Below are 15,357 nucleotides of genomic sequence, written 5' to 3'. Positions count from 1 at the left end.
CCTAAGTCAAAAATGAATCAGCGAACGCTGATCCCAGTGCGCGCGATTATCTAGTAGCCCGCATGACAACGCATCAGGGGTAACAAAGTATTTATCGCGAAAACACCCTAAAAACAGTCGAAATTTCCTAAAAAGGTGTTTCAAGCGCTTTCAGGTCTGTAACAAAAAGGTAACCGGGCCATCGTTGACCAAATGCACCTGCATATCGGCGCCGAATCTACCTGATGCCACAGTGCCATGCACCTGTTTCGCACTGCTCAATAGATAGTCGAACAATTCCTCGCCTAAGGCTGGAGGCGCGGCCGTCGAAAAGCTCGGGCGCAACCCGCTTTTGGTGTCGGCCGCGAGGGTGAACTGCGAGACCAGCAGCAACCCACCGCCGACATCGGCGAGGGACAAGTTCATCTTGCCCTCCGCATCGCTGAATACCCGATAGTTAAGCAGCTTATGCAGAAGTTTGTCGGCGCTGGTCCGCGTGTCGTCGGGTTCGACCGCCACCAGCACCAGCAAACCGTGATCTACCGCGCCAACCACCTCGCCGGCGACTTCAACCCGCGCACCGCGTACGCGCTGTAACAGCCCCTTCATGCTTCTTCAGGCGGCAGGTCGAGCAGGCGTCGAGCCATGTTGCCCGCGGCGCGTACCAGTGCATCGGTGATGCCCGGTTCAGAGGCCGCGTGGCCGGCATCACGGATCACCTGCAGTTCGCTGTTCGGCCAGGCCTGGTGCAATTCCCAGGCGTTGTCGAGCGGGCAAATCACGTCGTAACGGCCGTGAATGATCACACCCGGCAAATGGGCGATCTTGCCCATGTCGCGGATCAGCTGGTTCGGCTCAAGGAAGGCATTGTTGGTGAAGTAATGGCACTCGATCCGCGCAATCGACAGCGCACGCTGCGGTTCGGAGAAGCGATCGACCACCAACGGGTTCGGCCGCAGGGTTGCAGTACGACCTTCCCAGGTCGACCAGGCTTTGGCCGCGTGCATCTGGGCGATCTGGTCGTTGCCGGTCAGGCGCTTGTGGAATGCACTGAGCAGGTCATCGCGCTCGTCCAGCGGAATTGGCGCGATGTAGTCCTGCCAGTAATCAGGGAACAGACGGCTGGCCCCCGCCTGATAGAACCATTCGATTTCCTGCGGGCGGCAGAGAAAGATCCCGCGCAGGATCAGACCGTGCACACGTTCCGGGTGGGTTTGTGCGTAAGCCAGCGCCAGGGTCGAACCCCACGAACCGCCAAACAGCACCCATTTATCGATGCCCAGGTGTTTGCGGATGCGCTCAAGGTCGGCGACCAGATCCCAAGTGGTGTTGTTTTCCAGGCTGGCGTGCGGCGTGGAGCGTCCGCAACCACGCTGGTCGAAGGTGACAATGCGATAGAGGTTCGGATCGAAATAGCGACGGCTCTGCGCGTCGCAACCGGCGCCGGGGCCGCCATGGATGAACACAACCGGCAAACCCTCCGGTGAACCGCTTTCGTCGACGTACAGCGTATGGGTGTCATCGACAGCCAGATCGTGCCGGGCGTGAGGTTTGATCTGCGGAAACAAAGTCTGCATTGCGCGCTCCGTAAGGGGTCGAGGTCATCCCTGGGGGGACTTCTATTATTCTGCCGTTGGGCATCATAAACCCGATTTACGTCAATGAGCATGCTCCAGAGCAGTCACCGTTTGTCAGCCGTAAACTTCGCAGGCTGTCGGCCATCCTGTGGGAGCGAGCCTGCTCGCGAATGCGGTGTGTCATTCAACGTAGATGTTGGCTGAACGGACGCCTTCGCGAGCAGGCTCGCTCCCACAGGGGTTACGCGGCGTAGTGAGATTTTGCCCACGCCAGATAGCCCTGCAGCAACTCCTTGAGCACCACCTGCGTCGGCTCGGCCAGATCGGCGCGATAGCGGAACGGTTCGAACTCTTCCATGTAGGTGCTCTGGCACAACTCCAGTTGCACGGCGTGGATGTTCTCGGCCGGGTTGCCGTAATGACGGGTGATGTGGCCACCCTTGAAGCGTCCGTTGAGCACGTGGCTGTATTGGTCGTGACGCGCGCAGATCGCTTCAAGTTGCGTGGCCAATTGCGGATCACAACTGGCGCCGTTGAAGGTGCCGAGGTTGAAGTCCGGTAGTTTGCCGTCGAACAGGTGCGGGATGATCGAGCGGATCGAGTGCGCGTCGAACAGCAGCGCGTAGCCGAATTCGGCTTTCAATCGCGCCAGTTCTTCCTGAAGCGTGCGGTGGTACGGCGTCCAGATCTGTTCCAGGTAAGTTGCGCGCTCTTCTTTCGACGGCTCGTGCCCTTCGCGGAACAACGGGATGCCATCGAACAGCGTCGCAGGGTACAGACCGGTGGTGGCACCGGCGTACAGCGGTTTGTCGTCGGACGGACGATTCAGGTCAATCACAAAACGCGAATACTCGGCGGCCAAGGTGCTGGCGCCCAGTTCTTCAGCAAAGTCGTAAAGCTGGGGGATATGCCAGTCAGTGTCCGGCAGGCTTTTCGCGTCCGGGATCAGCCCGGCCGCCACCGCCGGGGTCAGGCGCACGCCGGCATGCGGCATGCTGATCAGCAGCGGCACGCGACCTTGTTTGAAATTCAGAACCTTATCCACAACCGCTCTCCTACAGACTTGATTCGACGCCGTGACGGACGACGCGTTTGTCCAGATCGCCACCCAGCCAATAAGCCAGATCCGCCGGACGATCAATGTGCCAGGCAACGAAATCCGCGACCTTGCCGACTTCCAGCGAACCGTGGGTGTCGGCCATGCCCAGCGCTTGTGCGGCGTGAATGGTCGCGCCGGCCAGGGCTTCTTCCGGGGTCATGCGCAAACAAGTGCAGGCCATGTTCAGCATCAGGCGCAGCGACAGCGCCGGCGAGGTGCCGGGGTTGAGATCGCTGGCAATGGCGATCTTCACCTTGTGCTTGCGCAGGGCGTCCATCGGCGGCAATTGGGTTTCACGCAGGAAGTAGAATGCGCCCGGCAGCAGCACCGCGACGGTGTCGGCTTCGGCCATGGCGATGGCGTCGGCTTCGTCCATGAATTCCAGGTGATCGGCGGACAGCGCCTTATAGCGCGCGGCGAGGCTGGAGCCGTGCAGCGACGACAGTTGCTCGGCGTGCAGTTTCACCGGCAGGCCGAGTTTTTGTGCGGCGATGAACACACGCTCGACCTGCTCTGGCGAGAACGCCAGGTATTCGCAGAAAGCGTCCACGGCGTCGACCAGCCCTTCGGCAGCCAGCGCGGGGAGCATCTCCGTGCAGATCAGATCGATGTAATCGTCGGCGCGATCCTTGTATTCCGGCGGCAACGCGTGGGCCGCCAGGCAGGTGCTGCGCACGCTGATCGGCAACTCCTTGGCCAGACGCCGGATGACCCGAAGAATCTTACGTTCGCTGGCCAGATCGAGACCGTAACCAGACTTCATTTCAACCGTGGTCACGCCGTCACGCATCAGGCTTTTCAGGCGTTTGGCGGCGCTGGCAAACAGTTCGTCTTCAGTGGCTTCGCGAGTCGCACGCACGGTGCTGGCAATGCCGCCGCCGGATGCCGCGATTTCCGCGTAGCTGACACCTTGCAGACGTTTTTCGAATTCACCGCTACGGTTGCCACCGAACACCGTGTGGGTGTGGCAGTCGATCAGACCGGGGGTGACCCAGGCGCCCTGCAGGTCATTGACCGCCGGGTATTCGCCGGACGGCAATTGATTGCGCGGGCCGATCCACTCGATGTGCGCACCGGACGTCACGATGGCCGCATCTTCGATGATCGAGTAGACGCCCTGCGCCATGGTTGCGACGTGGCAGTGTTGCCAGAGGGTTTTCACTGTTGGCCTCCGTTGGGGCTGGTTTGGTGGGTGGCCCTGAAAAGCCCCTCACCCTAGCCCTCTCCCGGAGGGAGAGGGGACTGACCGGGTTGTTCTGTCGAGTTACATCGACCTGAAAATCCTGTGCAGAACTCAGGCACTGAAAAACTTGAAGATCGGCTCCCTGCTCTCGCCTGGAAGAAGCAGGACTGACCGTGTTGTTCTGTCGAGGTACATCGACCTGAAAATCCTGTGCCGAACTCAGGCTTTGAAAAACACGAAGATCGGCTCCCTTCCCCCTCTCCCCCCTGGGGGAGAGGGCTGGGGTGAGGGGGATCGATTTCACTAACAACAAAGCTCCCCCTGAAAGTTTACAAACTAGGCAAAAGCTTCGCCGAAACCAATCCAGTCAAACACCGCGAAGCCAGCAGTTCAGTCGCCGCATTGATGTCCGGCGCAAAGAACCGATCCTTCTCATAAAACGGCACTTCCTTGCGCAAAATCGCCCGCGCCTGTTCCAGCTTCGCCGAAGTCTTCAGACCGTTACGCAGATCCAGACCCTGCACCGCGGCCAGCCATTCCACCGCGAGAATCCCACGGGTGTTTTCAGCCATTTCCCACAGACGCTTGCCGGCCGCCGGGGCCATCGATACATGGTCTTCCTGGTTAGCCGAGGTCGGCAAACTGTCGACCGAATGCGGATGCGACAACGCCTTGTTCTCACTGGCCAGTGCGGCTGCAGTCACCTGCGCAATCATGAAGCCGGAGTTCACCCCGCCATTGGCGACGAGGAATGGCGGCAGTTGCGACATGTGTTTATCCATCATCAGCGAAATACGACGCTCGCTCAGCGAGCCGATTTCGGCGATAGCCAGCGCCATGTTGTCAGCGGCCATGGCCACCGGTTCGGCGTGGAAGTTGCCGCCGGAAATCACGTCGCCTTCAGCAGCAAACACCAGCGGATTGTCGGAAACGGCGTTGGCTTCAACAGCCAAAACCTCTGCGGCCTGACGGAACTGCGTCAGGCAAGCGCCCATGACTTGCGGCTGGCAGCGCAACGAATACGGATCCTGAACCTTTTCGCAGTTCTGGTGCGAGTCGGAGACTTCACTGCGTTCACCGAGCAGATCGCGGTAAGCGGCAGCAGCGTCGATCTGACCTTTCTGGCCACGAGCCGCGTGAATGCGTGCATCGAACGGCGAACGCGAACCCAATACCGCTTCAACCGTCAGACCGCCCAGCGCCAGTGCACCAGCGAACAAATCTTCACCTTCAAACAGACCACGCAACGCAAACGCGGTGGAGACCTGAGTGCCGTTGAGCAGCGCCAGGCCTTCTTTCGCGGCCAGTGTCAGCGGGGTCAGGCCAGCAACTTTCAGCGCTTCGGTGGCTTCCATCCACTCGCCCTTATAGCGCGCCTTGCCCTCACCGAGCAGCACCAGCGACATGTGCGCCAACGGCGCCAGATCGCCCGAAGCACCTACCGAACCTTTCAACGGAATGTGCGGATAAACCTCGGCGTTGATCAGCGCGATCAGCGCATCGATCACCACTCGGCGAATGCCGGAGAAACCACGGCTGAGACTGTTGACCTTGAGCACCATGACCAGACGCACCAACTCATCGCTGATCGGCACGCCAACACCGGCGGCGTGGGACAACACCAGCGAGCGCTGCAGATTCTCGAGGTCTTCGCTGGCAATGCGGGTCGAGGCCAGCAGGCCGAAACCGGTGTTGATGCCGTAGGCGGTGCGATTCTCGGCGAGGATCTGCTCGACGCAGGCAACACTGGCTTCGATCTGCTGCGATGCGCTGTTATCGAGAGTCAGCTTAACCGGGTTCTGGTAGACGTCACGCAGTTGGGCCAGGCTCAGTTGGCCGGGAATCAGGTTCAGCGCAGTCATTTTGTGCTCCTTTTGAGAGTTTGTTATTAACTCGCCAGACGCTCCGGAGATATCCGTTGTCCGTCGCGTCTCGCCTTTTGGGGAGTCGCGCCTTGGCACGCTGGCGTGGATATTTTTCAGTGCAAATTCGGTAAAACGTTGTGCGGCAGATTCGGGGTTTTCAACACGCTCGCAGCGGCAGCGATGTCCGGCGCCAGCCAGCGATCCTGATCGTAGGCCGGGACTTTTTCGCGTAGCAGTCGCCAAGCGATATCGGTGCCCACGCCAAAGCGCTGTTCCTTGAGGAATTCAAACGCCTGCGCCGCCAGCAGGTACTCAATGGCGAGAATCTGCGTGCAGTTTTCCAGCGCACGATGCAGCTTCAGCACGGCGTTGGTGCCCATGCTCAAGTGATCTTCCTGCAGGCCCGAAGTGATGTAGTTATCGAGTACCGCCGGTTGCGCCAATTGGCGGTTTTCCGCACACAGCGATGCGGCGACGTATTGCACGATCATCATCCCGGAGTTCACCCCCGGATTGGCCACCAGAAACGCCGGCAGACCGCTGACGTGCGGGTTCACCAAACGGTCGAGGCGACGCTCGGCAATCGAGCCGATTTCGGCCATGGCAATCGCCAGCAGATCGGCTGCCATTGCCACCGACTGACCGTGCGGGTTGGCTTGCGACATCACCCGGAAATTGTCCGGTGTGCCGAGCAACAGCGGGTTGTCGGTGCAGCCGTTGAGTTCGGCTTCGACCTGTCTGATCGCATGTTCCAATTGATCGCGTGCAGCGCCGTGCACCTGCGGAATCGAACGGATACTCAGCGCATCCTGAGTGCGAATGCCTTTGCTCGACGCAATCACTTCACTGCCATCGAGCAACGCACGCAAATTGATCCCCACTTGCTGCATGCCCGGGTGCGGTTTCAGTGCGATGATCTCAGCATCGAACGCATCGATCTGGCCGCGCTGGGCTTCGAAACTCATGGCGCCGATGACGTCGGCCCACTGCAGCAGCCGCGTCGCATCGGCAATCGCCAGGCAACTGAGGCCGGTCATGCACGGCGTGCCGTTGACCAGGCACAAACCGTCCTTTGCACCCAGCTGCACCGGTTTCAAGCCTTCTTCTGCCAATGCCTGTTGCGCCGAGGTGATCTGGCCGCGATAGCTGACATTACCGACGCCGAGCAACGCGATGCCGATGTGCGCCATGTGCGTCAGATAACCCACCGAACCTTGCGACGGCACTTGCGGGGTGATACCGCGATTGAGCAGCGCCAGCAGGCCTTCGACGACCCGGCGATGGATGCCGGATTTGCCGTGGCTGTAGTTGTGAATCGCCGCGCAGATGATCGCGCGAGTCTGCTCGTCGGCGAGTACCGGGCCGACACCGCAGGCATGGCTGAGCAAGGTGTTGCGCGAGAGCTGGCTGAGTTGTTCGTCTTTGAGCGAAACGTTGGACAAACCGCCCAGACCGGTGTTGACGCCATAGGCGCGCTCGCCGCTTTCGACGATGCGCTGGACGATGCCTTGGGCGTTTTCGATGCGCGCCCAGGTGTCGCTGGACAGCTCAAGTTGAGCGCCGTGACGAGCGACGGCGACCACGTCCTGCCAACGCAAGGGGCTGCCTGTGATAACGATTTTTTCAGCCTGGGACATCTAAAACCTCAACCGTAATATTGATGCAGCTCTGCCGGCCCTTTCGCGAGCAAGCTCGCTCCCACATTGGAATGCAGTCTCCTGTGGGAGCGAGCTTGCTCGCGAAGGGGCCGGCAGCCTCACCGCAAGTCTGTTAAACCACCGCCGCCCGCCGCTGCACAAACCGGTCAACGTACTCATCAGCCGGCGAATGCAGGATCTCTCTCGGCGTACCAACCTGAATCAACTTCCCATCCTTGAGAATCGCAATGCGGTTACCAATACGCACCGCTTCGTCGAGGTCGTGAGTGATGAAGACGATGGTCTTGTGCAGGGTCTTTTGCAGTTCCAGCAACTGGTCCTGCATCTCCGCGCGGATCAGTGGATCCAGCGCACTGAACGCCTCATCCATGAGGATGATGTCGGTGTCCGCCGCCAAGGCTCGAGCCAGGCCGACACGCTGGCGCATGCCGCCAGAGAGCTGGTGCGGATATTTGTTTTCGTAGCCTTTGAGGCCCACGGTGTTGATCCAGTGCAGCGCGCGTTCCGAGCACATTTGCTTGCTCTCGCCACGCACTTTCAGGCCGTAGGCGACGTTGTCGAGCACGCTCTTGTGCGGCAGCAGGCCGAAGCTCTGGAACACCATGCTGATCTTGTGCCGGCGAAATTCGCGCAGGGCGTCCATGTCGTATTGCAGGATGTCCACGCCGTCGACGAGGATCGCGCCGCTGGTCGGGTCGATCAGCCGGTTGAAGTGGCGCACCAGCGTCGACTTGCCCGAGCCGGACAGGCCCATGATCACGAAGATCTCGCCGGTACCGATGCTCAGCGACAGATCGTTCACGCCGACCACGCAACCGGTCTCGCTCAGCACCTGATCCTTGGTCTTGCCCTGGCCGACCATCGCCAGTGCGTCCTTGGCCCGGTTGCCGAAAATCTTGAAGACGTTTTTGACTTCGATCTTGCTCACGGTTGCGTTGCTCATTTGCTCACCTCATGCCGTGGCCGACCGTACGCCTGAGTAATGCGGTCGATGACCACTGCGAGAATCACGATCGCCAGACCGGCCTCAAGGCCACGCCCGACGTTGAGGGTCTGAATCCCCACCAACACATCTTCACCGAGGCCACGGGCACCGATCATCGAGGCAATCACCACCATCGACAGGGCCATCATGGTGGTCTGGTTGATCCCGGCCATGATGCTCGGCAGGGCCAGCGGCAATTGCACGCCGAACAGTTGCTGCCAGCGGTTGGCGCCGAACGCGTTGATCGCTTCCATCACTTCGCCGTCGACCTGGCGAATACCCAGATCAGTCAGGCGAATCAGCGGCGGCGCGGCGTAGATTACCGTGGCGAAAATCGCCGGGACCTTGCCCAGACCGAACAGCATCAGCACCGGGATCAGATACACGAAGCTGGGCATGGTCTGCATGATGTCGAGCAGCGGCATCAGCACCGAACGCAGGCGATTGCTGCGCGCCGAGAGAATCCCCAGCGGGATGCCGATCAGCACCGAAATGATCGTCGCGACCATCATCAGCGCCAGCGTCTGCATAAGCTTGTCCCACAGGCCAACGGCGCCGACGAGGAACAGCAGACCGACGATGACTGCCGTGGTCACGACTTTGCGCGTGGCGTGCCAGGCAACCACACCGACGATGGCCAGCATCAACCACCACGGCGCGGCACGCAGCAGGCCTTCGAGGTTGACGATGGCCCAGAGCAGGGTGTCGGAAATGTGGCGGAACACATCACCGTAGTTGGTGACCAGCGAATCGACCCAACCGTTGACCCAGTCGGCGATGGAAAAGGTAAAGCTTTCGGGAAACATAAGCGGCTCTCAATCAGAAATCTCAATCAAGCGTTTACGGCATATCCCCCGGCCAGCCTCACGGTTGACCGGGAGGTATCGACCTACAGCGCCGCGTCGATTTTCTTGGCTGCGTCTGCACTGACCCACGCATGCCAGACCTCAGGATGTTCCTTGAGGAAGATTTTCGCCAGTTTTGGCGACTCGATACGTTCCTTGGCCATGCGGCCCAGGTTCTGGTTCAGCAGGTCGATCGGCAGGTTGACCTTTTCCAGCACGGCGACCAGTTCCGGGGCCTCGTCGTGGAAGGTTTTCGACAGACCGACCTTGATGCTTACGGTCTTGTCGACGCCGGGTTTTTCTTCCAGTTTCACCGCGTCGATCTGGCCCATCAGCGGGGTTGGCGACCAGTAGTAGAACAGGATCGGCTCGCCGCGCTTGTAGCTCGACAGCACCGCCGCATCGAGCGCCGGGCCGGTGCCCGGACGGAAGTTGGTGTAGCTGCTTTCCAGACCGTAGCTTTTGAGCATTTCGCTGTTATCGAGCTCGCAGGTCCAGCCGGCCGGGCAATTGTAGAAGCGACCCTTGGACGGCTCTTCGGCGTCCTTGAACACGGCGGCGTATTTGCCCAGATCGGCGATGTTTTTCAGGTCTGGGGCTTTGGCTTCCAGCTTGCGTTTGGCGTCGCCTTCGATCACGTAGCGCGGCACATACCAACCTTCCACGGCGCCGACGATCGGCGCACCGACACCGACGACCTTGCCGGCCTTCTCGGCCTTGTTCCAGACCTCGCTGCGGCCGACCCACTCTTCGGCGAACACTTGAATATCGTTGCTGCTCAGGGCGTTCTCCATGGTGATGGAGTTGCCCGGCAGGCTGTCGGTCTTGCAGTCGTAACCTTTTTCCAGCACCACTTGCAGCACGTCGGTCAGCAGCATGCCGCTTTCCCAGTTCAGGCCGGCGAACTTCACCGGTTTGCCCGATTCGCACCAGCCAGCGGCTTGGGTCGCACCGGCACTGGCCAGCAGGCCCATGGACAGCAGTGTGGTGAGCAGGGTCTTGTTCGATTTCATTGTTTCGACGCTCCTAATCATGAATTGGCTTACGGCAGTCAAGAGGCATCCAGCCCTGTCCACGTCCAATCAGGCCTGCGCCGCAGCGCGCCCGGCCCCACTTTTTTCAGGTGGTACAACGCTGTTCTGCTCGACCGGCAGAATCAGTTGATCAGGTACCGCGCTGTGCCATTTTTTTGCACACACGTAGTAGACGGCAGCCGGCAGCACCAGACCGATGATCCAGGAAATGTCCACATCACCGAGGGCCGCCACCAGCGGGCCGGTGTAGAACTTGGTGGAGATGAACGGCAACTGCACCAGCACACCGAACACATAGACGCTGATGCCGAGCAGGTTCCAGCGCCCGTAGCGACCGTTCGGATTGGCCAGCGCCGGCACGTCATAGCGCTCGCGGGTGATGCAGTAGTAATCCACCAGGTTGATCGCGCTCCACGGGGTGAAGAACGCGAGCAGGAACAGGATGAAAGACTTGAACGCACCGAGGAACGAGTGCTGACCAAGCAGTGCAATCAGGGTCGCTGCGCCGACAATCACCAGCACGAACACCAGACGCTGCATGCGCGTAACGGTCAGGTGGCCTTTGAAACCACTGATGATGGTCGCGATGCACATGAAGCTGCCGTAGGAGTTCAGCGTCGAGATGGTCACCTTGCCGAACGCGATGCTGAAGTACAGCAGCGCAGCGGTGGCACCGGTGCCGCCCAGACCGACGATGTAAGCAACTTCATGACCGGCGAACTGGCCGTTGGCCGAAGCCGCAGCGAACACGCCGAGGATCATCGCCACTTGCGCGCCGACCACTGAACCAGCACCGGCGGCGAAGAAGGTTTTTACCGCCGAGGTGTTGCTCGGCAGGTAACGGGAATAGTCAGCCACGTAGGGGCCGAAAGCGATCTGCCAGGAGGCCGCGAGCGACACCGCGAGGAGGAAGCTGCTCCAGCTGAAATGACGAATTTGCAGAAGTGCGCCGACGTCGGTCTGGCTCATCAGGCGCCAGAACAGGAAGACGAAAGCGATCACGCCAATCACGCTGGCAACACGGCCGATCCAGTGGATCACCCGATAACCGAGCACCGTCACCAGCACGATGACGCTGGCAAAAATCAGGATGCCGACGCTGTCACTGACGTTAAACAACTGGCCCAACGCTTGACCGGAAAGCACGGTGCCCGTCGCGGTGAAACCCAGGTACATCAGGCACACCAGCACGATCGGGATTGCCGCGCCGTAAACGCCAAACTGCACGCGGCTGGAAATCATCTGTGGCAGACCCAGTTTCGGTCCTTGCGCAGCGTGCAACGCCATCACCCCGCCGCCGAGCAGTTGGCCGATCAACAGACCGATCAACGACCAGAACACATCACCGCCCAGCACCACGGCCAAGGCCCCGGTGACAATCGCGGTGATTTGCAGATTCGCACCCATCCACAGGGTGAACTGGCTAAACAGACGACCGTGTCTTTCCGCTTCCGGGATGTAGTCGATCGAACGCCTCTCGATCAACGGTTTGTTGCTTGCACGATCGGTGTTAACAGCCATGATTCAACCTCTGTGGATTGTTTTAATAGTTCACTGAGCTTCGGTAGTGCTGCTTTTCTGTGGGAGCGAGCTTGCTCGCGAATAGGCCAGCACAGTCAATATCTGTGCTGGCTGACAGATTGCTTTCGCGAGCAAGCTCGCTCCCACATAAAGCCAAAGCGTGTTACTTACCGCCGGTAATCATCGGCAGGTTCAGCCCCTGTTCCTTGGCGCAGTCGATGGCGATCTGGTAACCGGCATCGGCGTGACGCATGACACCGGTGGCCGGGTCGTTGTGCAGTACGCGCGCAATACGCTCGGCCGCTTCGTCCGTACCGTCGCAAACAATCACCATGCCCGAGTGCTGCGAGAAGCCCATGCCGACGCCGCCGCCGTGGTGCAGGGAAACCCAGGTCGCGCCGCTCGCGGTGTTCAACAGAGCGTTGAGCAGTGGCCAGTCGGACACAGCGTCGGAACCGTCCTGCATCGATTCGGTTTCACGGTTCGGGCTAGCGACCGAGCCGGAGTCGAGGTGGTCGCGACCGATCACGATCGGCGCCGACAGCTCGCCGCTGCGGACCATTTCGTTGAAGGCCAGACCGAGCTTGGCGCGCAGGCCCAAACCAACCCAGCAGATACGTGCCGGCAGCCCCTGGAAGCTGATGCGCTCGCGGGCCATGTCCAGCCAGTTGTGCAGATGGGCGTCGTCGGGGATCAGCTCTTTGACCTTGGCGTCCGTTTTGTAGATGTCTTGTGGATCGCCCGACAGCGCCGCCCAACGGAACGGGCCGATGCCACGGCAGAACAGCGGACGGATGTAGGCCGGTACGAAACCCGGAAAGTCGAAGGCGTTTTCGACGCCTTCTTCCTGCGCCATCTGACGGATGTTGTTGCCGTAGTCGAAGGTCGGAACGCCTTGCTTCTGGAATTCCAGCATGGCTTTGACGTGCACGGCCATCGACTGCTTGGCGGCTTTGATCACAGCGGCCGGTTCGGTCTTGGCGCGGGCGCGGTATTCGTCCCAGGTCCAGCCCGCCGGCAGGTAACCGTTGAGCGGGTCGTGGGCGCTGGTCTGGTCAGTGACCATGTCCGGGCGTACGCCGCGCTTGACCAGTTCCGGGAGGATTTCGGCGGCGTTACCCAGCAGCGCGATGGAGATCGCTTTGCCTTCTTTGGTGTACTTGTCGATGCGTGCCAGGGCGTCGTCGAGGTCTTTGGCTTGCTCGTCGACGTAACGGCTTTTCAGGCGGAAATCGATGCTGACTTGTTGGCATTCGATGTTCAGCGAGCAAGCGCCGGCCAGGGTTGCCGCCAGCGGCTGCGCGCCGCCCATGCCACCGAGGCCAGCGGTCAACACCCACTTGCCGGTGAGGTTGTCGTTGTAGTGCTGGCGACCCGCTTCGACGAAGGTTTCGTAGGTGCCTTGAACGATGCCCTGGCTGCCGATGTAGATCCAGCTGCCCGCGGTCATCTGGCCGTACATGGCCAGGCCTTTGGCGTCGAGCTCATTGAAGTGTTCCCAGCTCGCCCAGTGCGGGACGAGGTTGGAGTTGGCGATGAGTACACGCGGGGCGTTGCTGTGGGTCTTGAACACGCCGACCGGCTTGCCGGATTGCACCAGCAGGGTCTCGTCGTCATTCAGGTTGGTCAGGCTCTCGACGATTTTGTCGTAGCACTCCCAGTTACGCGCGGCGCGACCGATACCACCGTAAACCACCAGCTCTTTCGGGTTCTCGGCGACTTCCGGGTCAAGGTTGTTCATCAGCATGCGCAGCGGCGCTTCAGTCAGCCAGCTCTTGGCGGTCAGCTTATTACCGCGGGCAGCGCGGATCTCGACGTTACGAAACTTTGTAGGCTTATTGTCAGTCACGAAAAAGACTCCTCAGCGATCAATTCAAACCAACCCTGGCAGTGGGCAAGCAGCCTGTGCGCTTCGCTGCGCGACAAGCGAATCAGTGGACGCTGCGGAGAGTCTCGAGCGACTCATACGCATACGTCTTTACTTGTACATACAAGCATATGCAATCAAGCGGCCAACTTGTTGGAGGGGTGTTCAAGAAAAATCCTGGGCACGGCTGGAGGGCGCCTGAATCAAGGGTTCGGGCGTGGATGAAATTTTTTCGTGGGGATGATTCAGGGCGACGGGACTTTGTTACGTGAGCGTGGTTTTGCGCCACGCTGGGGCGTTCGGTAACAAGTTGGTGCGTGGGTTGGGAACACCCCAAAAGCAAAAGATCGCAGCCTTCGGCAGCTCTTACAGGGCGTACATCAATCCCATTGTAGGAGCTGCCGAAGGCTGCGATCTTTTAAGATTTTTCAATCAGCGGGCAGTCAGCTCAATGACACAGCAACCCGCATCAACGGCAACTTCGACCAGCCCGCTGTTGCCGTCCAGTTGCAGACAGTCATGTCGCCCCAACTGAGAAACACTGTCACCAACCTGCACTTGCAGCAGCTCACTGACACTGAACACCAGCACCGTTCCCGCCGAGCTGAAGAATCGCTGCTCGCCATCCAGCCACTGCAACCGCGCGCTGTAACGCTGCGGTGCATAGATCAGGTTGAAATCGCGAATCGCACCGCCTAACAGCGTGCACGACACCTGGCTCTCACCACTGAAAGCAAACGGGTCGAGCGGTAACAGCGGCCGCGTATCGTCGCCGTCAACGCACAAGGTCATGCCGTCACCCTGCAACACGGTAATCACCCGCTGGTAACCGGCGAACGTCGAAAAACCGCCCGACTCAGCAATGTCGGCAATCGACAGGCGCCAGCCAAAACCGTCCAGGCCGGCACCCGCGTCACGGGTGATTTCTTCAGTGCTGCCGCCACCGTTTTTCCACGGCATGCGCGGGTAGCCTTCGGCGCGTAAAACCTTCACTTGAGTCATTTATGAAAGCGTCCTTCCAGACGATGACGGGAACCTGGGTGAATCAGTCGAGCAGCGGTAACCGGCTGGCGCCCCGACCACGTGCGGCGACGAATCAGCAAACACGGCTCGCCTTTTTCAATCTGCAGCAACTTGCACTCGGAGGGCTCGGCCAGAATCGCTTCAACCACGTGCTCGCCCTCAGTCAGCGGTGCCACCTGATTGAGATACGCGTAAGGCGTCTGCAGAGTGAAATCCTGCTTGAGGTATTCCGGCGCGACCAGTGCGTTGACGAAACGGTCTTCGATTTGCACCGGAATATCATTTTCGTAATGCACGATCAGCGAGTGGAACACCTTCTGCCCTTCACGCATGTCCAGCGCCAGCGCGCGCTCGGAACCAGCAGCCTCTTCTTCAAGAGTGATGACCTGGCAGGTGTGGCGATGGCCACGGGAGGCGATTTCGTCGGCGATGTTGTGCACTTCGAACAGCGCAGACTGGCTCTTCGGTTCGGCGACAAAGGTGCCGACGCCTTGCATGCGCACCAACAGACCATCGGCAGTCATCTCGCGCAGGGCGCGGTTGATGGTCATGCGGCTGAAACCGAGTTGATTGACCAGCTCGCTTTCGGACGGCACGCGGTAGTGCGGCGGCCAGTTTCCGCTGTCGATCTGCTGGGTGATCATCTGTTTGACGCGGGCGTACAAGGGCGCCGGACTGTCGCCCATGTTCGCGGCCAACGGGGAGACTGGAGGCGGAGTCG

13 protein-coding genes are annotated in these 15,357 nt (G+C 60.1%); all 13 read right to left on the bottom strand.

Annotated elements, in window-relative coordinates; all coding sequences use genetic code 11:
* Positions 1-150: 150 nt before the first annotated feature.
* Positions 151-588 carry a D-aminoacyl-tRNA deacylase gene (gene dtd / locus AB4N74_RS25860; protein ID WP_007909321.1) on the bottom strand — a complete coding sequence of 146 codons (438 nt, stop codon included), beginning with the start codon at positions 586-588 and terminating at the stop codon, positions 151-153.
* A complete protein-coding gene (pip, locus tag AB4N74_RS25855; RefSeq protein ID WP_008080611.1) occupies positions 585-1,556 on the bottom strand; it encodes a prolyl aminopeptidase in 972 nt (323 codons plus the stop codon). Before pip ends, dtd begins: the two co-directional genes overlap by 4 nt.
* A 241-nt stretch (positions 1,557-1,797) precedes the next feature.
* Positions 1,798-2,601 carry an N-formylglutamate deformylase gene (gene hutG, locus AB4N74_RS25850; protein ID WP_093430059.1) on the bottom strand — a complete coding sequence of 268 codons (804 nt, stop codon included), beginning with the start codon at positions 2,599-2,601 and terminating at the stop codon, positions 1,798-1,800.
* Positions 2,602-2,611: 10 nt separating this feature from the next.
* A complete protein-coding gene (gene hutI / locus AB4N74_RS25845) occupies positions 2,612-3,817 on the bottom strand; it encodes an imidazolonepropionase (RefSeq protein ID WP_186621342.1) in 1,206 nt (401 codons plus the stop codon).
* A gap of 350 nt (positions 3,818-4,167) precedes the next feature.
* Positions 4,168-5,700: a histidine ammonia-lyase gene (gene hutH / locus AB4N74_RS25840; protein WP_460097640.1), complete on the bottom strand. Its 1,533-nt coding sequence runs from the start codon at positions 5,698-5,700 to the stop codon at positions 4,168-4,170.
* 116 nt (positions 5,701-5,816) lie between these two features.
* Positions 5,817-7,340: an HAL/PAL/TAL family ammonia-lyase gene (locus AB4N74_RS25835; RefSeq protein ID WP_460097638.1), complete on the bottom strand. Its 1,524-nt coding sequence runs from the start codon at positions 7,338-7,340 to the stop codon at positions 5,817-5,819.
* Between the two features lie 133 nt (positions 7,341-7,473).
* Positions 7,474-8,304, bottom strand: a complete 831-nt coding sequence (locus AB4N74_RS25830; RefSeq protein ID WP_093430055.1) for a quaternary amine ABC transporter ATP-binding protein — start codon at positions 8,302-8,304, stop codon at positions 7,474-7,476.
* Positions 8,301-9,152, bottom strand: a complete 852-nt coding sequence (locus AB4N74_RS25825; protein ID WP_007949591.1) for an ABC transporter permease — start codon at positions 9,150-9,152, stop codon at positions 8,301-8,303. Before AB4N74_RS25825 ends, AB4N74_RS25830 begins: the two co-directional genes overlap by 4 nt.
* Positions 9,153-9,235: 83 nt before the next feature.
* Positions 9,236-10,204, bottom strand: coding sequence for an ABC transporter substrate-binding protein (locus AB4N74_RS25820; protein WP_093430054.1), 969 nt, complete (start codon positions 10,202-10,204; stop codon positions 9,236-9,238).
* 69 nt (positions 10,205-10,273) lie between these two features.
* Entirely contained in the window at positions 10,274-11,746 is a 1,473-nt protein-coding gene (locus AB4N74_RS25815; RefSeq protein WP_257356851.1) for a purine-cytosine permease family protein, read from the bottom strand.
* A gap of 163 nt (positions 11,747-11,909) precedes the next feature.
* Positions 11,910-13,595, bottom strand: coding sequence for a urocanate hydratase (gene hutU, locus AB4N74_RS25810; RefSeq protein WP_460097636.1), 1,686 nt, complete (start codon positions 13,593-13,595; stop codon positions 11,910-11,912).
* A 450-nt stretch (positions 13,596-14,045) separates the two neighbouring features.
* Complete coding sequence (locus AB4N74_RS25805; protein WP_460097635.1) at positions 14,046-14,615, bottom strand: HutD/Ves family protein; 570 nt, start codon at positions 14,613-14,615, stop codon at positions 14,046-14,048.
* Positions 14,612-15,322, bottom strand: a complete 711-nt coding sequence (gene hutC, locus AB4N74_RS25800) for a histidine utilization repressor (protein WP_163013658.1) — start codon at positions 15,320-15,322, stop codon at positions 14,612-14,614. The genes AB4N74_RS25805 and hutC overlap by 4 nt, the downstream gene beginning before the upstream one ends.
* Between the last annotated feature and the right edge of the window lie 35 nt (positions 15,323-15,357).

Source organism: Pseudomonas sp. H3_C08, from assembly GCF_054669455.1.
Note: the sequence above shows the minus strand (reverse complement) of the source record. Positions and strands in the feature narration are given on the sequence as shown.

Bases quoted from the DNA above. Each gene is read 5' to 3' on its own strand.
- hutC (WP_163013658.1), bottom strand. From the start codon at position 15,322: ATGGGCGACAGTCCGGCGCCCTTGTACGCCCGCGTCAAACAGATGATC.
- AB4N74_RS25820 (WP_093430054.1), bottom strand. From the start codon at position 10,204: ATGAAATCGAACAAGACCCTGCTCACCACACTGCTGTCCATGGGCCTG.
- AB4N74_RS25825 (WP_007949591.1), bottom strand. From the start codon at position 9,152: ATGTTTCCCGAAAGCTTTACCTTTTCCATCGCCGACTGGGTCAACGGT.
- AB4N74_RS25815 (WP_257356851.1), bottom strand. From the start codon at position 11,746: ATGGCTGTTAACACCGATCGTGCAAGCAACAAACCGTTGATCGAGAGG.
- hutH (WP_460097640.1), bottom strand. From the start codon at position 5,700: ATGACTGCGCTGAACCTGATTCCCGGCCAACTGAGCCTGGCCCAACTG.
- AB4N74_RS25835 (WP_460097638.1), bottom strand. From the start codon at position 7,340: ATGTCCCAGGCTGAAAAAATCGTTATCACAGGCAGCCCCTTGCGTTGG.
- dtd (WP_007909321.1), bottom strand. From the start codon at position 588: ATGAAGGGGCTGTTACAGCGCGTACGCGGTGCGCGGGTTGAAGTCGCC.
- pip (WP_008080611.1), bottom strand. From the start codon at position 1,556: ATGCAGACTTTGTTTCCGCAGATCAAACCTCACGCCCGGCACGATCTG.
- AB4N74_RS25830 (WP_093430055.1), bottom strand. From the start codon at position 8,304: ATGAGCAACGCAACCGTGAGCAAGATCGAAGTCAAAAACGTCTTCAAG.
- AB4N74_RS25805 (WP_460097635.1), bottom strand. From the start codon at position 14,615: ATGACTCAAGTGAAGGTTTTACGCGCCGAAGGCTACCCGCGCATGCCG.